The sequence below is a fragment of the Oceanicola sp. S124 genome, assembly GCF_000220565.1.
Lineage (GTDB): Bacteria > Pseudomonadota > Alphaproteobacteria > Rhodobacterales > Rhodobacteraceae > Pseudooceanicola.
On the sequence record NZ_AFPM01000306.1, the window covers coordinates 1 to 19392 of the forward strand.

Sequence of the window (19392 nt, forward strand, 5' to 3'; positions counted from 1 at the left end):
GCAGCAGGTCCAGCGCCTCGTCCGAGCGCACTTCGCCGATGATGATCCGGTCCGGCCGCATCCGCAGCGCGTTGCGGAAGAGGTGCCGCATGGTCACTTCGCCCAGCCCCTCGATGGTCGGCGGGCGGGTCTCTAGCCGCACCACGTGGGGCTGTTGCAGACGCAGCTCGGCGGCGTCCTCGATGGTGACGATCCGTTCGGTTTCCGGGATCTCTCGCGAGATGGCGTTGAGCAGGGTGGTCTTGCCCGAGCCGGTGCCGCCCGAGATCAGGATGTTGAGGCGCAGCCGGGCCGCCACCCGCAGCAGGTCGGCCATGCGCGGCGACAGGCTGTTGCGCTCGACCAGGTCGCCAAGCGCCAGGTTGTCCTTCGGGAACTTGCGGATGGTCATCGTCGGCCCGTCCAGCGCCAGCGGCGGGATGGTCACGTTGATCCGGCTGCCGTCGGGCAGGCGGGCATCGACCAGCGGAGAGCTTTCGTCCACCCGCCGCCCGGCCAGCGAGACGATGCGGGTGGCGATGTTGATCACGTGCTGGTCGTCACGGAACGAGATATCGGTGAGGCTCAGCCTGCCGCCGCGCTCGACGTAGACCTGTCGAGGGCCGTTCACCATGATGTCCGAAATGCCGTCATCGGCCAGCAGCCGTTCCAGCGGTCCGAAGCCCATCATGTCGTCGATCACGTAGCCGACCAGCTCGGCGCTTTCGGCGCCGTTGAGGTCCAGCCGCTGCGACTTGCTGACATCCAGCACCGCGTCGCGGATCGTGTTGCGCTGCGCCTGCGGGTCCAGGTCCGCGAGGGCGCGGAAATCCAGCAGCGCCATGGCCTCGGGAAGGATCTCGCGGCTGAGGGCATTGAGCCGCCGGGTGAAGCTGACCGGCATGTCGCGGGCCGACACCGTCGATGGTGTCATCGGCGGCGCACCCGGGGGCGACATGGCAGAGGGCAGGGCGGCCGGTTGCGCGCTGCGGGGCGCCGTCGGGGTCAGCTCCTGCATCAGCCGGCGCTGGAGGTCGGGCGGGATCGGTCGTCCCTGCTGGGCGGCGACCCGGTCGATGGCGGCACTGACCGTGTAGGCATCGGCCCCGGTGACCGGCTGGGGCATCTCGGCGAGCTGGGCAGCCACCGCCCGACGCAGTGCGCCGAAGTCCGGCGCGGGAGCGCTGCCTGACACTGTCGCCGGGGCGGCCTCGGGGCTCATCGGGTCGACCTCGCCTTGCGGCCGCGCGACGCGGCGCCGTGCTGGCCTTTGGTCCCGGTCTCGGTCTCGGGGGCGGCGATCTTCTGCGCCAGGGTCCGGACGGCGCGGGCATAGGCGCTGCGGGGCGCCAGCCGCTGCAGTGGCTGGCCCTTGATCTGGGCACGGGCCAGCTCGGCCCCGCATTGCGGCAGATCCAGCACGATGTCGCGCTCCAGCGTCTCGGCGATCTCAGAGCGCTTCAGCCCGGCGTCGCGGCGGGTATGGGAGAGGACGGGCCAGATCCGCGGCCCCGTCCCGCCGTCGCCGAGGCGGTCCATCAGCCGCACGAAGGCCCGGACCGAGCCGAAGCCGGGGCCCAGCACCAGCACCAGGTCGTCGACCCCGTCAGCCAGTCGGGGTGTCTCGGCCAATTGCGCGCGGGGCAGGTCGATGACGACGGCGGGAAACTCCTGTCGCAACCGTCCGACCAGGTGCCCCAGCCCCGCGCGGTGGCTGTCCAGCGCGTCGATGTCGGCCAGTTCGGCAGAAAACAGCGAGAGCCCCTCGAAGGGCATGGCCATTGTGGTGTCGAGGAAGGTGCGGTCGACCCGGGCGGGCGCGAGCAGCGCATCCAGCAACCCGCTGGTCGGGGGCACGTCGAAATCCACCGCCTGGCTGCCGAACAGCAGGTCGGCGTCCAGCAGCGCTACGGGGGAGGGGCCGCCGGGGGCGGCGCTTGCCTCGGTGGCGGCGCCGAGGGCGAGGGCCAGGTTGGCGGCCAGCAGGCTGGCACCGACGCCGCCGCTGACGCCACAGACCGCCACCGCGCGCGAGCGCGGCCCGGCGACCACGGGTTGCGCCGGCTCGGGCGCCCCGCTGCGGATCTCGAACGGGCCGTCAAGCGGCAGCACCAGATAGTCCTGCGCCCCCGCCGCGAGGAAGCCGCGATAGGTGGCGATGTCGTTGCGCCAGCCCAGCACGACCACCCCGACCCCCTCGGCGGCAAGCTGGGCGATCGCGGCGCGGGCGGCGGCCTCGTCGCTGTCCCCGGCCAGTTCGGCGATCAACAGGTCACCGAAGTCGGCCATGCCCACCATGCGCGCCGCCGTCGACAGCGTGCCCTCTCGCGGGGCGGTGGCCGGGACGATGCCCAGCTGGTGCCCGATGCGCTGCAGCGCGGCGCGGGCCTCTTCGGACTGCACGAAAGCCTCCAGCCTCAGCGGGGGGGCGGCGGTCGGAGCGGGCGAAACGTGGCGGTTCACGGCTGTCTCCTTGGCGTGGGTCAGAACCCGGTCCGGGTGCCGGTGACCTGCGGGGTCAGGACATCTCCGGGTTCGTGGATCATGACGGCCAGGTTGGTGGCATTGGCACAGCCCAGGTCCCCGAAGCCGGGGTCGCAGTCGACACGGATCCCCTGGGCGCGGGCCACGCGCAGGATGCCGTACTGGCTGCGCGGGCTCGGGCGGGGGCCGAAGCTCTGGTCCTGGGCGATGCGGATGCGGGCCGGCACCAGGGCCAGGGCCGCCTGCATGGTCTGGCGCCGCCCGGCATCCACACTGGCCGAGCCGGAGCCGGGGATGGTGACGACCACCACGTCGCCCGGGCGCAGCGCCAGGCCCGTGAGAAAGCCGTGGATGCGCGCCCTCTCGCCACCGACGAGCGCGGCCGAGCCGGAGGCGAAGCGGTATTGGTGCTGCGCCTCGACATAGGGGGCCGAGAGGCGGCTGACGGTAGGGGTGTCCGGCTCGGGCCGCATGCAGGCCCCGATCAGCAGGGGCAGGCAAAGGGCGAGGCCGCGCAGAAGGGTGCTGAAGGAGGTCATTGCAACAGAAGCCCCGCCTTGCCGTTGATGCTGCGCACCGAAACCGCCGCGCTGCCGTCGCCACCCCGGCTGCCCTCAAACTTGCCGAGCAGCATCTGCTCGGTTGCCGTGGCCGGGGCATAGCGGTCAACCGGGGTCTTGAAGCTAGCCGGATCGCCGGGCGCGACGATGTAGGGGGTGACGATGATCACCAGCTCTGTCTTGCCCTGCTGGAAGCTGGTCGAGCGGAAGAGCGCGCCCAGCAGGGGCAGGTCGCCGAGACCGGGGATCTTGTCGATGTCCTGTTGGGTCGAGGCCGAGAACAGCCCGGCGATGGCGAAGCTCTGGCCGCTGCCCACCTCGATGGTGGTCTCGGCACTGCGTTCGAGGATCAGAGGCAGGTTCTGCGCGCCGGTCTGGCTGCCGTTCGAGAAGTCCAGCTCGCGGATCTTGGTGTTGACGTTCAGCTTGATCTGGTTGGTCCGCATCACCTCGGGGGTGAATTCCAGCTCGACGCCGAAGGGTTCGAAGGTCACCGACACCCGGTCGCTGCTGCCGCCCGAGGTCTGGTAGGGAAAGCGCCCGCCGGCAAGGAAACTGGCGGTATCGCCGGACCGGGCGGTCAGGTTCGGCTCGGACAGGATGGTGACCAGCCCCTGGGTCTGCAGCGCCTCGAGCGACAGGCCAAGCAGCGCGTCGCCGATCTGGAAGTCGGAAGCGACGGCGAAGCCGCCCGCCACGCCCGCGCCGCCGGTGATCCCCTCGCCCCAGACAGAGCTGAGATCATTGGTCACCGTGCGCGAGACCTCGGCGATGCGGACCTGCAGGTTGACCTGCGGCGGAGTTGACAGGTGCAGGCTGTTGACGATGGGCGCGCCGGGACCGGCAAGGGCACGCACCACCGTCTCGATCTGCTGGGCATCGCCGATCGTCTCGACCATGCCCGAGAGCAGGATGGCGCCGTCGACCTCGGTGACGCTGAAGCTGCCGCGGCGCACGGCGGCATGGGCGGCCCGGCTCAGCGCCTCGGCATTGAGCGTCACCCGAAGCAGGCTGCTCAGCGCCACCTGGTCGGTATCGTCGATGACGAAGAGCGTCGTTTCCCCCATGCTCTTGCCATAGAGGTAGAGCAGGGTGGGCGATTTCACCTCGACGTCAGCGGTCTCCGGGTCGGCCAGGAAGACCGAGCTGGCCGGCGTGTCGAGCTGCACCAGCTTGCCTTCACCGGCAAACATGGTGATCGGGCGGCCCGTGGTCTCGAGCACCGTCTGGGCGGCGAGGCTCGCCGGATCGGCAAGCCCGGCTGCGGTGGCGAGCGCCAGCAGCGGCGGCCGGAGGCGGGGGAAGGTCAATCTGGGCAGCATGATATCTCTTCAGGTCAGGGCTATTGAGAGGCGGGCGGGGCCGTGGGATCCGGCAGGGTGAGGACGCGCTGCGTCGCGTTTCCGCGGAAGACCTCGACGCGGGTCGTGGCGGGCGCCGCGCGCGGGGCATCTCCGCCCGAAAGGCGAGAGGACAGCATGGGGGCGTCCTCGATGATCAGCGGCAGGGGGCCGCCGCCCGGGGCGCTGAGCACCAGCATCAGGTCGCCGGTCTGCATCGCCAGGGCCAGGATCTTGGCGCCCTCAGGGTCAAGTTCCAGGGTGATCGTGCGGGGCACTCCCGTGCCATCCGAGGTGTTCCCGGTCGTCCGGTCGCGGGCGATGACCCTGACGTTGCTGAGGATCGTGCGGACGGCCCGCAGCCCCTCCCGGGTGTCGTAGGAAATCATCACGTCGACGCGGTCTCCGCTGGAGATCAGCCCCGCCACGGCGGTTTCGGCGGTGACCGGCACCGCGATCGCGCGCATGCCGGTGCCCAGCAGGCCCGCGTAGCCGACGGGGCGGGGCGGCTCTGCCACCGGCTCGGGCGCTGGTGGCAGCAGATCGGCGGCGATGAAGGTTGTGCCCGCGGGGATGTCGCGGGGCGCGGCGAGAGCCAGCAGGGCCTGGCGGTTCGCGGGGGTGTCCTGCAACAGTCCCTCCTGCAGCTGGCCATCGGCGAGGGTCAGCCGGCCCAGGGCCTCCGGCGGGATCGCCGCACCCTTCGCCAGGCTGCTTCGCGCCGTCAGGACAGAGACCGTCGGCGCGGGCGCGGGCGCGGGGGCTGGCGAGGGCGTTACGGGCGCCTGCGCACGGGCCTCTATCGGGGCTCCGTTGGTGCTGATGCTGAACCAGGCCACCGCGAGCGCCGCCAGAAGGGACGTCACGATGACCAGGAGCAGGCGCTTCATCGAACTGACGTGCATTGTCAGGTCGTCGGCTCTTCAACTTCCGTGCCGATGGCCTCTTCGAGCTTGTCATTCACTGAGGTGAAGCCAAGGTTGATGTTTGTGCCAAGGGAGGCGACGACCGTCACGATGACCGCACCGATCAGGGCTGCGAAGAGACCGTATTCGATGGCGGTCGCGCCGCTTTCGTCGCGTTTGAAGCGGGCCAGGGTCTTCTTGATGGTATGAACGGGAAACATTCTAAGTCCTCCAGATAAAACTTCCCCGTGCGCGCAGGTGTGGCATGCGCGGGAAAAACGCTTACAATTCAAGGCAGGATCGGCCGGGGATGAGTGGCGATCTCTAATGGATAGGTACTCACATGAGATAAAGTCGGGCAACAACTAAAGTATGTTTTCTAGCTGATAATCTGGGAATTCGTTGATGGTCTAATGGATAAAATGTCCGAAAGATAAATTTAAATACTTATGGTTATTACTTAAGTATGTTTTGATTTAATACTTAAGCATTAATCAGATCTGCACGTTTCCGCATTTTCAACCCCTCCGGGCCCGAATCGCTCCCTGGGTGGCTTGGTGCAGGCCCGCTGAATCGGCGATGGCGGCGTTCACTTGGAAGCCTGAGGCAGAATGCCCCCTGTTCGAGGGGAGTGGATGGCATCGTGTCGGCATGGGCGCGCGCAGGCGGAGCCCCGAACGGCCTTGATCGACCCCGTTTTTGGCCAGACAAACAAGATCCCGAGGCGCCGATCCCTGATTCCCGAACGGGGATATTGGACGAGGCGATGCGACGGTATCGCCTGGACTCACTACTAAAGGACAGATGTCAGACGGATGGCCAGACCCTGCGGAAGGCCTCCTGCAGCGGGAGTGAATCTTTTGTTGATAAGGCTTTGCGTGGACACTTGGTGCGATGCGCATGGACTCTTGCGCTGATGGGTGGGTGTGCATACTATAGGGGGTATACCCCTGACCCGATGCGCGCGAGTCGCGCGCGGCCCGGGCGGGGCGCCCAACGGGGGGCGCAATTGTGACATTGGAGAAGCTGTTGTCGGGAAAGAAGGAGCCTGTGGGGGCGCGGTCGGAGGCCGAGAGCGCCGGCATGACGCCAGAGCTGTCCAGCTCGGCGCGGCACCTTCGCGAGGGCGCGCGCTCCGCCGGTTCCACCTCGTCGATGGCCGCTGCAAGTGCCATCGGCATGGGACTGGCCATGCAGAGCGGATCCCAGAACGGCCTCTCCGCCTTTGCCGCCACCCCTGAGCCGGACGATGTCACGGGCGATCCGGCGCGTTCCGAAGGTGATCCCTCCGTCGAGCCGCAGGGTGATGTGGCCGTGGATGTCGTTGCCGTCGATGGCACGGAGGCGGGCACCGAGGCCGGCGCCGAGCCCGAGGCTGGTGACGCCCAGGCTGAGGGAGGCGACGACGCAGCCGCCGGGTTCATTCTTGGCTACGGCGGCTCGGTGACCAGTCTCGAAGCGGTGCCGCTGGCGCATGCCTCGATGGGACTGACTGCCGAGACGACCGTCGAGAAGGCCGGCGCCGGCACCTCTGATGACGCCCCCGGCGCCCCGGGCGATGAAGATGACGGGCTGCTGTCCGGCATTGTCGGCGGGCTTGTCGGAGACGATGGCCTGGTAGACGATCTGCTGGGCGACGGCGGTCTGGTCGATGACCTGCTGGATGATCTGTTGGGCGAAGGCGGGGCGGTCCAGGGCGTTGTCGAGGGCATCCTGGGCGATGGCGGCATTGCCGATGGCCTGCTCGGGCACGGCGGTTTGCTAGACGGTTTGCTGGATTACGACAGCGCGCTTGGCAGCGTGGTCGAGATCATCGTTGCAGACAATGGACTTCTGGGGCTGGTCTATGGCGAGGAAAGCCTGATCGTCGAGCTGACCGAAGACCTGCTGGACGGGTTGGTCGGCGACGGCGGGGTGATCGACTCGTTGCTTGACGGGGTCGCCGGTGAGGGTGGCCTGCTTGGTTCCGTGGTTGGCGGGCTGAGTGGCGCAACTGGGTTGGTCGACGGACTCGTCGGGGGCGTGCTTGGTCCTGATGGGGATCTCGGTTCTGTCGGCGACGGACTTCTTGGCGAGGACGGGCTTGTCGGCTCCCTGCTGGGGGGGCTGACCGGTGGTCTATCCGAGGACGGTCCGGACATCGATCTGCTGGAGGACGTGGACGGGGATGGCATCGACAGTTTCCTCGACAGTCTCGTGTCCGACGTGATGAATGACGGCCTGCCGGTCGGGGGCGATCTGCTGGATGGCCTGCTGGGTGATGTGGATGTCTTCGGCATCGACGTGGGCGAGGGCGGGGACGAGCTGGGGGACATGTTCGCCGGGCTCGATGACCTCAGCTCGCTGACGGGCAGCCTGATCAGCTGCGGCATCGTCGAGACGCTGAACGGCGCAGAGGGGTCGGACCATGATCCGGATGTGAATGCGCTGCTGAATGATCTGCTTGGCGAGGGCGGGGGAGAGATCCTCGGCGGCTCGGGTGCCTTCGAGGCCCTGCTTGGGGAAGAGACCCCGGATCAGGGCGAGGGCCTGCTGGGCGATACCGCGATCGAGGAGGCGATCGGCACGCTCTTCGGTGTTGTCGGTGACACCTCGGACACGCTGCTGGACGGCTTGCTGCCGGGCGGCGACGCAGACGAGGCGATCTGAAGCCGTTCTTCCCGGAGGGGCTCCGCATGTATCGGGGCAATTGCTCGAACCGGTAACTTTCGCCAGATGCGTAACGGGCGTCCCTCTCCCAGGGGTTGTGGTGCATTGTCCGCAGACAGCGACTACGGGCTTGCTGCCTAATATGGAAATGGGATACAACTATAGTACGGGTTCATTTCGTGGAGCCAATGCAATCGCCTTCGCCTGCCGCGGGAATGGCATGGAAAGGGCGCAGGGTCATTCGACCCCTGCGTGGTTGCAGGACCGGTGGAATTGTTGTGGTTTTTCCGCCGGTTAACGTCGCGAATTGCCTCGTCATTGCTGCCTTCGGCAGGGTGCGCTGAAATGCGTATTCGGCCATTTTCATTGGTAGTAGTGCAATGATTCCGTTTCCAGGAAGTGAAGCGGATACTGTTCGATTAATAAGTGTCCGGGTGCGCCCCCGTGGGTGATTCTACCGGAAGTGGGTAATTGTTGGTTCCGAGGTGGTGGGAGCGTTCTTGCCGAGAAACCTGAGGTCATCGAGAAACACTCAGGTTTCATAGTGCGTTAGGCGATTTCGCTCAGGGGCGACCCCTTGGAATGGTCGAGAGATTGTGTCGTTTGGAGCATTCGTGCGGATGCTTCCCGCGATGTTTGAAGGAGTCCCTATCTTCCCGGGCGACGGTCGTCGTTCCGGCCTTCTGAAATCTTAAGAGAGCTTTGCCATTCCGCCTTGCGGAACCGGGGCACTGCGCTTGTGCGGATAAAGGGTCGGGCCTTGGGCAGATGAATAGAGTGTGCGCAATGTCATCGAATAAATTGAGTTTCTCCTCGGGAATTGCAATGCGACCAATCGGTGGGGCGTTGCGGGGAGAAACCCCCAAGGTGGTTGAAGAGGGCGCGTTTGACGGTCGTGGCAGGGTCCATACTTTAGTTTTTGGCACTGGCCGGAAAGTCGTGGATGCGCCGGGCGAACGCTCCGGTTTCGCGGGCTCGGGTCTCGCCTGCAGGCTGAAGCTGATCGCGTTCTGCGGTATAGCGCTGCTGTCGGCGGGGGGGGCGGCGCAGGCGCAGATGTCTCTGCAGCAGGCGGTGCTGCGGGCCACCCAGATCGATCCCGGTGTCACCGCGCTGCGTCAGCAGGTCCTGGGGCGCGAGATCGACATCGAGGCCGAGAAGGAGGCCTGGTATCCAAGTATCGGCCTGTCCGGCAGCGGCAGCAGTGACAACGACGGGTCAGATCTGACGCTGACGGTCACGCAACTGCTTTACGACTGGGGCCTGACGCGGGGCAAGATTGCAGAGGCAACCCATGTGCGGGCCCAGTCGGTGGCGGAACTGAAGCTCGAGATCGAGGAGGTCACCCTCGAAGTCGCGCAATATTTCCTTCAGATTGAAAGCCTTGACCGGAAGCTGGCTCAGACCGGAAATTACATGGCCTTTGCCCGGCGCATTGCCGGCCAGGCCGAGGATCGGGCCCGCGCGGGCGTCGGCGACAATGGCGAGGTCGCCCGGGCGCGGCTGGAAATCGCCCGGGCCGAGGATCAGCTGGCCCAGATCCAGGCCAACCGCAGCCTGGCCATGTCTCAGATCGCCTTCCTTGTCGGCGAGCCCGTGGCGGGGATCGTTACGCCTCCGGGACTGTCGTTCGCCACCCGCTACCTGGATGCGGGACGGGTGATGACGGCCGTGCGCCTGTCTCCGAACTACATTCGTGCCCGCGCCGAGGCAGACGAGGCCGAGGCAGGCATCCGGGTTGCGAAGGCCCGCCGCCTGCCGACGATCGAGCTTGAGGCGGAGGGTCGACAGGATCTCAACGGTGGCCGCTCCAGCACCTCGGTCAGCATTTCGGCGGGGGTGAACCTAAGCTCCAGCGGGTTCGGGCAGCGCCAGATCCAGTCGGCGGTGATGGCGGCGGAAGCGGCGCGCAACACCCTGCTGGCGACCGAGCGTGACCTGACCAACGCGGTGTCCACCGCGCTCGATCAGCTGGCGATCCTTCAGCGCAGCGAGATCAGCCGGGAACGGCAGCTGGTCGAGTCGCAGAAGGTGCTGGAAACCTACGAGAACCAGTTCTCGGCTGGTCGGCGCGAGCTGATCGACCTGCTGAGCACCGGGCGGGATCTCTATGATGCGCAGATAGACGCGATCGAGACCCGGGAGGAACGCAAGAAGACCGAATACCAGGCCGCGCATGATCTGGGAGTGCTGGGGGCGCTGATCGTCGCCACGGCACCGGGACAATGACGGATCTGGCCTGGGGCCATTCGAGGGGGAGTAGGCAATGAAAGACGATGTTCTGTTCGGTCAGCGCGATCTTCTCGTGCAGGGGCTCGTGGATCTGTGTCGGGTGCAGGGGGTGTCCACCAGCGCGGCGCAGTTGACGGACGGCTTGCCGCGCGACGGCGACGGTGTCCTGCCCGTCGATCTTGTCCCGCTGGCGCTGCGGCGGGCCAACATGAGCTGCCGCATCAGCCGCGAACCGCTGGCCAACCTGCCCGAGAGTAGCCTGCCGGTGCTGCTGTTCCTGAAGAACGGCCGCTTCGTGGTGCTGGAGGACCTCGACGCCGAAGAGGCCCGGGTGTGCCCCTCGGATGCGGGCGGCGGCCGCAGCGTCTGGAACCGCTCCGAGCTGGAAGCACAGCATGACGGCACCATCCTTGTGGCGAAGCCGATCGACATCGTCTCCAAGCGGCTGGCCGAGGATCGCCCCGACCGGCGGCACTGGATCCTGGGTCCGGTGCTGGACAACTGGTGGATCTATCGCGACGTGGTCCTGGCCTCTTTCGCGGCCAACCTGCTGGCTGTGGCGACGGCGCTGTTCTCGATGCAGGTCTATGACCGCGTGGTGCCCAACAACGCCTTCGATACGCTGTGGATCCTGGCCAGCGGTGTCGGCCTGGCCATCGTGCTGGAATTCGCGCTGCGCCTGATGCGGGCCTCGCTGGTGGATGTCTCGGGCCGTGATCTCGACCTGAAGCTGTCGGGCAAGCTGTTTGCCAAGGTCGCCCACATGCGGCTGGCGCATCAACCAGCCTCGACCGGGGTGATGGCCAGCCAGGTGCGCGACTTCGCCACTGTGCGCGAGTTCTTCACCTCGGGGACGGTGACGGCGATCTGCGATCTGCCCTTCGTGCTGATCTTCGTCGGCGTCATCTGGTACATCGGTGGCAGCGTCGCCTGGGTGGTGCTGGCCGGGGTGGTGCTGACCGTCCTGCCGGGCCTGCTGCTGCAACGCCGTCTGGCCGCCGCCTCGAAGGAGAACACCCGCGAGGCCGCCGCGCTGAACGGGCTGCTGCTCGAGACGATCTCGAACCTCGAGACGGTCAAGGCATCCCGTGCGGAAGGCCGGCTGGAGCGCTCCTACGCGCAGCTCAGCGCGACCATGGCCAATACCGCCGTGCGCACACGCAACCTGACGGCCTTCATCTCGCAGCTGGTCAGCGCCGTGCAGCGGCTGGCCTATGCGGGGGTGATCATCGCCGGGGTCTACCTGATCAGCGCCGGACAGCTGACCGTCGGGTCGCTGATCGCCTGCACGCTGCTGGCCACCCGGACCATGTCGCCCATGGGGCAGGTGGCCAACCTGCTGGCGCGCTGGCAGCAAGTCCGCGCCGCCATGGAGGGGCTGGACCGGATCATGAAATTGCCCGTGGAACGCCCGGCAGGCCGGCATTTCGTTCGCGCCGCCGCGATGGATGGCAGCTATGTGCTGGATGATGTGGTCTTCCGCCATGACCGGGATGCGCCGCCGGTGCTGCAGATCAAGGACATGCGGGTCGAGGCGGGCGAGCGGATCGCGCTGCTCGGGGGCAACGGCTCGGGCAAGACAAGCCTTCTGCGCATCCTCGCGGGGCTTGTCGATCCTCAGAGCGGCACAGTTCTGGTGGATGACCTGGCGCTGAACCAGATCGACCCGATCGACCGCCGTCGCCAGATCGGCTACCTGCCGCAGAGCGTGGCGCTGTTCCACGGCACCCTGCGCGACAACCTGCTGCTAGACCACGGGCTGCACTCCGATGACGAGCTGCTGGCCGCGCTGGATGCGGTCGGCCTGGGCAGCTTCGTGCGCCGCCACGTGCGCGGGCTGGACCTGGTGATCCATGGCAACGGCAATGTCTCGGGGGGGCAGCGGCAATCCATCGGCATGGCTCGCATCCTGTTGCAGGACCCCCGCATCGTCCTGCTGGACGAGCCGACGGCGGCGCTGGACCATGTGACCGAAGCCCATGTGATCAAGCACCTGAAGACCTGGCTGCAGGGGCGCACGACGGTGATCTCGACCCACAAGCGAGAGCTGCTGGCCCTGACTGATCGCGCAGTGGTGCTGAAGGACGGCAAGGTGGCCCGGGATGGCGACCTGATGCAGATCCTGAACTCGGCGCGGGCGACCTCGGCGCAGAAGAACCCGGTGAAGGCCGTGCAATGACCCAGGCTGATTTCACCCACGCCAGCCACCTTGATGGCAGCTACCGGCGCCAGACCCTGCGCCGGGCGCGGATGACGATCCAGCTGATCGTGCTCAGCATGGGGATCGCCGTCGCCTGGGCCCATTTCGCCCAGCTGAACGAGATCACCCGGGGCGATGGCCGGGTGGTTCCCCTGCGCCGGATGCAGACGATCCAGAGCCTCGAGGGCGGCATCCTGTCCTCGCTCGCGGTGCAGGAGGGCGAGCTGGTTCAGGAGGGCCAGCTTCTGGCGCGCCTCGACCCGACCCGATCCGAGGCGGCCTTCCGCGCCACCAGCGGCGAGATCGAGGCCCTGCGTGCCGAGGTTGCCCGGCTGGAGGCCGAGGTGCTGGAACAGCCCATGCTGGATTTCGGTGCCGATCCGACCGAGGTCGAGGCCGGAGAGCTGCGTCTTTTCGAGGCCCGGCGCACGAAACTTGAGGCCTCGTTGCAGGCCCTGGACGCAGAGCGGCAGTCGGTGCAGGCGCAGATCGACATCACCAGCCCCCTCGCCGAGGGCGGTTCGGTCAGCAAGATCGACGTCCTTCAACTGCAGCAACGGCGCGCCGAGCTGGACGGCAAGATCAGCGACACCCGCAATGCCTATGTGCAGGATGCCTACAAGGACCTCGCGGCGCGCCGCTCGAAGCTGGCCACGCTGGAGCAGGAGCTGGTGCGCAAGCAGGACGAGTTCCAGCGGACCGAGATCCGCTCTCCGGTCGAGGGGCGGGTGAACAATATCGACATCACCACCCTGGGCGGGGTCGTGCAGCCGGGCGAGCCGATCATGCAGATCACCCCGACCGACGACCAGCTGATGCTTGAGACCAAGGTGCTGCCGCGCGACGTCGCCTTCATCGCACCGGGCATGCCGGCCAGCGTGAAGATCACGGCCTACGACTTTTCGACCTATGGCGATCTGCGCGGCACCGTCACCCAGATTTCCGAGGATACCGTGGAAGAGGACACCGCCCAGGGCCCGCAGGACTTCTACCGGGTGATGGTGCGGACCGAACTAGGCTACCTCGAGCGCTACGGAGAGAAGTACTACATCCGCCCCGGGATGCTGGCACAGGTGGATATCGAGAGCGGTGAGCGCTCGGTGCTCAGCTATCTGACAAGGCCCCTGCTGAATGCACAGCTGCGCTAGTGCCGAGTTGCCCGTGACCCCGATCCTGGACTGAAGGAAGACAGGCTGGCGCGCCGGATCTGCCCCGGTGGCCCGCCCATGACCCCGCCCCTGACCCAGCCGATGACAAGGAAGACGACCGTGAAATTGCTGCCGAAGCTGCCGCATGGCAGAGCCCGGATTGCCCGTGCCGGTTCTGCCGGACACGCCCTGGCTGGCCCGCTTGGACTGATCGGCGCGGGGGTGGGGGTGGCGGCCCTCGCCGGCCCCGCGCTCACCCCCGCGCTGGCGCAGGAGGCCGCCGCGCCGGTTGCCGTCGACGTGCGCGGGGCCGAGTTCATCGCCGAAGACAAGATCCAGGCCACCTGTGGCGTGCAGCCCGGCGTCGACTACTGGGACGAAGAGTTGCGCGCCATCGAAAGCTGCCTGATGCTGACCGGTGTTTTCGAACGGGTCGAGCTGCGCCGCGAAGGCGATGTGCTGGTCATCGACGTGACCGAGCTGAACACCCGCCCGGGCCGCATCGAAGCCTCGCTGAGCTGGGATTCCGAGGCGGGCGGCATGGCGGGCCTGTCGTTCGAGCGCTACAATCTGCTGCCCGGCACCTACGGCGCCCTCAGCCTCAGCTACAATGACGAGGTGGCGCGCTTCGAGGGGGTGCTCTACCGCGCCGATGCCTTTGGCGACAGTCTCGACCTCGGGCTGGACCTCGCGGGCCATCGCTCGGACTACGACGACCAGAGCTTTGCCGAAGAGAGCCTGCGTTTGGAACCTTACCTGGCCTGGACCCCGACGCCACAGCTGCGCGCCGAGCTGGGGCTGGGCTATCGCGCCTACCGGATGTACGACGTGGCCGCGACGGCCAGCCCTCTGCTGATGGCCGAGGAAAGCGACCTGATCGAGGCGCCCTACCTGCGCGCCAGCCTGCAATGGCGTTCGGCGGACGAGGGTGGCGAGGCCGCTCTGGGGGCGGCCTATGCGGTGGCGCTGGCGCAATATGCCTGGAACCTCGGCACGGATGACGCGCTGCTGGACAGCCGGATCAGCCTGGATGCCCGCTGGTCCCTCGGGGACAGGCTGCAGCTTCTGGCAGGGCTGGACGCGGGACGGGTCTGGGGCACCGGCGGCGGCAGTAGCCGCGCCATCGACCGCTTCCATCCCGGTGCGGCCAGCTTCCGGGGGTTCGCACCGCGTGGCATCGGTCCGCGCGATGGCGGCGAGGCCCTGGGCGGCACGAACTTCGCCGTGGCCTCGCTTGAGCTGCAACGGGAGTTCGATGTCCTCAACGGCCGCAGCCTGCGCGGCGGGGTCTTCGTTGATGTGGGGGCGGCCTGGGGGCTGGAAAACACCCTGGGCGGCAGTATCGACGACAGCTTCCACCGGCGCAGCAGCATCGGCCTGTCGGTCAGTTTCGACGTCGGTCAGACGCCGGTGTCGCTCTACCTGGCCGAGCCGTTGGAGCAGCAGCCGGGCGACAGGTCTCAGGCTTTCGGGATCAGTATCGCGACCCGTTTCTGAGCGCAGTGGGGATCAGGCCCGCGCCTGCATCGGGTCTCCGCCGGATGGCGCCTGGCCAGTCAAGGGCGCGGCAGTCAGGTGCCACTCAACAGGGCCCTGTGGGATGCGACGCTGTCAGATCAGGCCCATGTCCTGTGCGACGATCACCGCCTGTGTACGGTTGCTGGCGCCCAGCTTCGAGCAGATCGACTTCACGTGCATCTTCACCGTCGCCTCGGCGAGGGTCAGCGCCGCGCCGATCTCGCGGTTCGAGCGGCCTTCGCCGAGCAGGTTCAGCACCGTCATCTCACGCGCGGACAGCGGAGAGTTCGTCGCCTCGCGGGTGCGGGTGCGGATCGGGCCGGTCTCGATCAGCTCGACCGGGATGTAGCGACCGCCGGCGATCATGAAGCGGACCTCGTTGGCGAGGTCCTTCAGCGAGGTGGTCTTGAGCACGATCCCCGCAGCGCCGAGCTGCAACACGTCGGCGACCACGTCGGGCGAGGGGTTGCTGGTCAGCAGGGCCACCGGCTTGCCCTTGTTGTGCTCCATCGCCTTGCGCAGCCCGCTGGTGCCGTCCATGCCGGGCATGTTGAGATCGACAAGCGCCAGGTCGAAGGGGCCCTCGTTGTCCATGCAGGCTAGGGCGGCATCCAGATCCGGAGCGGTCACGGCTTCCATGTTGGCCTGGCTGGACAGGAATTGCTGGAACATTTCCAGGACCATCGCGTGGTCATCGGCGACCAGAATGCGGAGATCGGTCAATGTATCGGAGGTCATTTGCCTGCTCTTCTTACGGCGCTTTCGGCATTTATTCGCCGATATTGACTGAATAGCGAGCTATACCATAGCCGCTGCTTGCTGCAAGAGATTAGCCCGAAACGCGCGCTAGGCCAGATTTCTTATCGCATCGGTTGTGGCGCGCAGGGTCGCCTCCAGCGTGTCGATATGCGGATCAAGCTCAGTCTCCTGCGCCTTGACCGCGATTTCGATCTGGCGAAGGGCGCTTTCCAGGGCGGTCAGGCCGGTCAGGCTACAGGCGCCGGTGGCGGCATGCAGGCGCCGACCGGTGTCCGAGCGGACGCCTTCGCGCCGCAGGTCCGCCGCCACCTCTCCGGCTTCGTCATGGGCCCGCGTCATGAACCTTCGCGTGCCTTCGGTGCCGAATTGCTGCAGCAGGTCCTCGACCACGGGGTTCGCCAGGGTGACATCGCCGGCCTCGGCAGGGGGCGCCGCCGTCGCAGGGCCGAGCGTCAGCGCCTCGCGGATCGCCTGGCACAGCGCCGAAGGGCGGATCGGTTTCTCGAGGACGCGCGCGATGCCCGCTGCCGCGCAGGAGGCCCGGATCTGGTCATCCACATGGGCCGTCAGGCCAAGGATCGGTCCGCTCCAGGTCAACCGGCCGGCGATCCGGGCCGCGGTGATCCGCTGTGCCAGCTCGAAGCCGTTCATGTAGGGCAGGGTCATGTCGGTCATCACCAGGTCCAGCGCGCTGTGCACCTCCTTGCGGGCCAGCAGCGCCAGGGCCTCCATGCCGTTGCCGGCCGGATAGACGCGGGCGCCCGCCGCGCGCAGGATCTGCACCAGCCAGTCGCGGCTCGACGGGCTGTCTTCGACGATCAGCAGCCGCAGGCCCGCCAGCGGTGCCGTCCCGTCCGTTGGGGCAGCCGGGGGCGCAAGGGGGGCGAGCGCTTCGCCCTCGGGCAGGCAGAACGAAGCCCTCAGGAGGGTGCCGGTGACCACCGTGCCCGCGCTGCCATCCGGGGGCAGGGGGGCGCCATCTGCTCCCCGGTCGAAAACCTCAAGCTCTCCGCCCAGCTGGCGCAGGGCATGGGCGAGGACGTTCAGACCTGCCGAAGGCCGGCTTTCACTGGCGGTCGCGGTGGGGGGCAGGACCAGGTTGCCGGCCTGGCCCAGAGCCTCGTTCAGCTGCGCCTTGCGCTCTGGCGGAAGGCCGCCGCCGAGGTCGCGCACCTCAAGCGAAACCGAGATGCGGTGCCGGCTGCCGACGCCGTCCATCGTCTCCGACAGCGGCCGGCAGGACAGCAGGATCTCGACCATCTCGCCGCCGTACTTGGCGGAATTGTCGATCATGTTCTGGAACAGGGCGCGCAGGAAGCGCACGGGGCCGTGCAGCCAGACATCCTCGGGCGGGTCCAGGGTGACGTTCATCTCGGCGCCACGCTGGCGGACTATGGGGCTGACCATGGCAAGTAGGCTGCGCAGTTCCTCGGTGACGCAGAAGTCCTCGTCGGGTTGCAGGCCTGCCACGCTGCCTTCGCCCCGGATGACGTTGAGCACGTTGTCGATGTGGTCCAGCGCCAGCTCTGCTGCCTGTTGCAGCAGGGCGCGATGTCCGTCGTCGCTGCCCTTGTCGTCGGCGCCCTTGTCGTCGGGGCTCTGATCGTCCGGGGACAGCCCGGTTTCGGCGATGGCCAGAAGGGACTGGATCGGTGTGCGCAGATCATGGGCCACCCGCATCAGCCTTGCCGAACGGGCCCGGTTGCGAAGCCAGGCGGCTTCCTGGTCGCTCTCGGCGAGCCGCAGCAGGTAGCAATCGGCGGCACCCAGCGAGAGATGCACAACTTCCCCTTCCAGCGGTTGCGCCTCGTTGGAGGTCGAGACCTGCACGCTGCCGGCATCCCTGGCGCGCGCGACGACGGTCGGCCAGTCCAGAAGCCGGGTCAGGGCCGCGCTGTCCAGCGGGATCCTGTTGGCCGGGGCATTTGCCAGAAGGATCTCGGCGCGCTCCGATGCGAGCACGACTGCCCTGCGGTCGGTTGCGATCATCCGCGCGACGACCTGGAGCATCGGGCGCACCGAGGCCGCGGCGAGAGGGCGCAGCGTCTTGGGAAGGCGCCTTGTCCCGCCGGTGGAGTCGGGCGGTGTCTGCTGTCGGGGGCGGTCTGGCACGGCTTGGCCTCACATTCCTTCGTTGCAGCCTGGTCGCGTGGAATGGGCTTGTCCCATCCATATGAACGTCTCTGCGCGGCAGGGACAATAGCGCGCGCCGGAGATTCTCGGATATCTGCCCGATACTGTCGTCTTTTCGGGCGCGATACATACTAAATGATATGTTTCGTGCCAGGCTGGGCGCCGCTTAGGGCGTGACGCCGGTTTGGTAATGCGGTTGCGTGGGGAGGGAGCGGTCTCTCTATCAGAATTCAATTTAATTATATCATATCAGGGTTTTGCGATCTTTTCCTGCGGCTTTGATCTGCCTCTGGTCCCCATTGGCCACACTTGCCGGGCTTGCTGAGGTTGAAGTTTCTGCCCGGGCGAGAGTGAATTCTGGTTGCTGCATTTACTAAAGTATGTATCTTAACATCATTAAGCATGGCATACGGTCTTTTGTGCGCGCCGTGCCGGGGTGGGCCGCAGGGTCCAAGTTTAGCAGAAGGTGGTTGAGATGGCTCTCAAAGTTATTCAGGCAGGCGCCGAAGTGCCTGTGCAGATTGATGCCAAGCGCATCGACGTCGCGCGTTACGGGCGCGAAGGCACGGATCTGATGATCTACATGAACAATGGCGATCAGATCCTGGTGAAGGACTACTACAACGGCACGCCGAATGAATCGATTCACAGCCTGATCTTCGATGGCGAGGAAGTCGCATCGGGTATCGGTGCCGGGATGAGCCAGGAAGGTCTCGCGGCCCTCGCCGGGGCCGGGATCCTGGGTCTCGGTGCATTGGCTGGCGGCGATGGTGATGGCGGCGAGGACGGTGGCGACGGCGGTGGTGATGGTGGTGACGGCGGCGACGGCGGTGACGGCGGTGGTGATGGTGGTGACGGCGGTGGTGATGGCGGCGACGGTGGCGACACTCAAGTTCAGGGCGTCCTTGATCCGCTGATCGGCACGCAGGGTCTGTTGGGTGGACTGGTCGATGACAGTGGTCTTCTGGGCCCGGTCACCGGCAGCGAGGGCCTGCTGGGCGGGCTTGTCGGACAGACCGGCCTGCTGGGAGAGATCACAACCGATCTGGTTGGCACGCCCCTCATCGGAGACGGGGTTGTCTCCAGCGACACGGGTTTGCTGGACCCGCTGGTGGCCGATGGTGGCTTGCTGGGCGATGTGACCGGCAACAGCGGCCTGCTAGGCAGCGTGACGGGCTCGGAGGGTCTGCTGGGTGATCTCGTCGGGAATGAAGGCACTCTGGCGGCCGTGACCGGGGCCGATGGCCTCGTGGGCTCCCTGCTGGGGACCGGCGCCTTTGGCGATAGCGAAGGAGAGGGCGCCTCGGGCGGCCTGCTGGACGGCGTGCTGGGTGACGAAGGTCTGCTCGGAGGTGTGCTGGGCGGAGATGAGGGCCCGCTGGACGGTGTGCTGGGTGACGAAGGTCTGCTCGGAGGTGTGCTGGGCGGCGATGAGGGCCTGCTGGATGGTGTGCTGGGTGGACGAAGGTCTGCTCGGCGGCGTGC

14 protein-coding genes are annotated in these 19392 nt (G+C 67.0%); 6 read left to right on the forward strand and 8 right to left on the reverse strand.

Translation table 11 applies throughout. The features are described 5' to 3' along the window. From OS124_RS25460 to OS124_RS0120720, 6 genes are all read right to left on the reverse strand, one after another. The coding region (locus OS124_RS25460) for a CpaF family protein (RefSeq protein WP_010141890.1) at nt 1–1201 on the reverse strand (1201 nt) is incomplete at its 3' end. Continuing rightward, entirely contained in the window at nt 1198–2442 is a 1245-nt protein-coding gene (locus OS124_RS0120700) for an AAA family ATPase (RefSeq protein WP_010141891.1), read from the reverse strand. The genes OS124_RS0120700 and OS124_RS25460, both read right to left, overlap by 4 nt. Before the next feature lie 20 nt (nt 2443–2462). After that, complete coding sequence (locus OS124_RS0120705) at nt 2463–3002, reverse strand: hypothetical protein (protein ID WP_010141892.1); 540 nt, start codon at nt 3000–3002, stop codon at nt 2463–2465. Next, on the reverse strand, nt 2999–4345 hold the full coding sequence (locus OS124_RS0120710; protein ID WP_010141894.1) for a type II and III secretion system protein family protein: 1347 nt from the start codon (nt 4343–4345) through the stop codon (nt 2999–3001). The genes OS124_RS0120705 and OS124_RS0120710 overlap by 4 nt, the downstream gene beginning before the upstream one ends. A gap of 20 nt (nt 4346–4365) precedes the next feature. Continuing rightward, the gene (gene cpaB, locus OS124_RS26270; protein WP_168161498.1) at nt 4366–5253 is read right to left on the reverse strand and encodes a Flp pilus assembly protein CpaB; all 888 of its coding nucleotides are present in this window, start codon (nt 5251–5253) and stop codon (nt 4366–4368) included. A gap of 17 nt (nt 5254–5270) precedes the next feature. Beyond that, nucleotides 5271–5489, reverse strand: coding sequence for a Flp family type IVb pilin (locus tag OS124_RS0120720; RefSeq protein ID WP_010141897.1), 219 nt, complete (start codon nt 5487–5489; stop codon nt 5271–5273). 808 nt (nt 5490–6297) lie between these two features. Between OS124_RS0120720 and OS124_RS27745 the strand changes: the two genes are divergently transcribed. The 5 genes from OS124_RS27745 to OS124_RS0120745 all read left to right on the forward strand — a co-directional run bounded on the left by OS124_RS27745 (nt 6298) and on the right by OS124_RS0120745 (nt 14994). Then, nucleotides 6298–7917: a hypothetical protein gene (locus OS124_RS27745; protein WP_193372581.1), complete on the forward strand. Its 1620-nt coding sequence runs from the start codon at nt 6298–6300 to the stop codon at nt 7915–7917. Nucleotides 7918–8856: 939 nt separating this feature from the next. After that, a complete protein-coding gene (locus tag OS124_RS0120730; RefSeq protein WP_010141899.1) occupies nt 8857–10146 on the forward strand; it encodes a TolC family protein in 1290 nt (429 codons plus the stop codon). Nucleotides 10147–10183: 37 nt separating this feature from the next. Continuing rightward, complete coding sequence (locus OS124_RS0120735; RefSeq protein ID WP_010141900.1) at nt 10184–12328, forward strand: type I secretion system permease/ATPase; 2145 nt, start codon at nt 10184–10186, stop codon at nt 12326–12328. Next, a complete protein-coding gene (locus OS124_RS0120740) occupies nt 12325–13497 on the forward strand; it encodes an HlyD family efflux transporter periplasmic adaptor subunit (RefSeq protein WP_010141901.1) in 1173 nt (390 codons plus the stop codon). Before OS124_RS0120735 ends, OS124_RS0120740 begins: the two co-directional genes overlap by 4 nt. 120 nt (nt 13498–13617) lie before the next feature. Next, entirely contained in the window at nt 13618–14994 is a 1377-nt protein-coding gene (locus tag OS124_RS0120745; RefSeq protein ID WP_237708149.1) for a BamA/TamA family outer membrane protein, read from the forward strand. A 114-nt stretch (nt 14995–15108) separates the two neighbouring features. Here the strand turns inward: OS124_RS0120745 and OS124_RS0120750 are convergent, their stop codons facing one another. After that, complete coding sequence (locus OS124_RS0120750; protein ID WP_010141903.1) at nt 15109–15753, reverse strand: response regulator transcription factor; 645 nt, start codon at nt 15751–15753, stop codon at nt 15109–15111. A 108-nt stretch (nt 15754–15861) separates the two neighbouring features. Next, nucleotides 15862–17784, reverse strand: coding sequence for a hybrid sensor histidine kinase/response regulator (locus OS124_RS0120755; RefSeq protein ID WP_010141904.1), 1923 nt, complete (start codon nt 17782–17784; stop codon nt 15862–15864). A 598-nt stretch (nt 17785–18382) separates the two neighbouring features. Between OS124_RS0120755 and OS124_RS27100 the strand changes: the two genes are divergently transcribed. Further along, nucleotides 18383–19392 (forward strand): BapA prefix-like domain-containing protein (locus tag OS124_RS27100; protein ID WP_010141905.1); only part of this gene is annotated, 1010 nt, incomplete at its 3' end.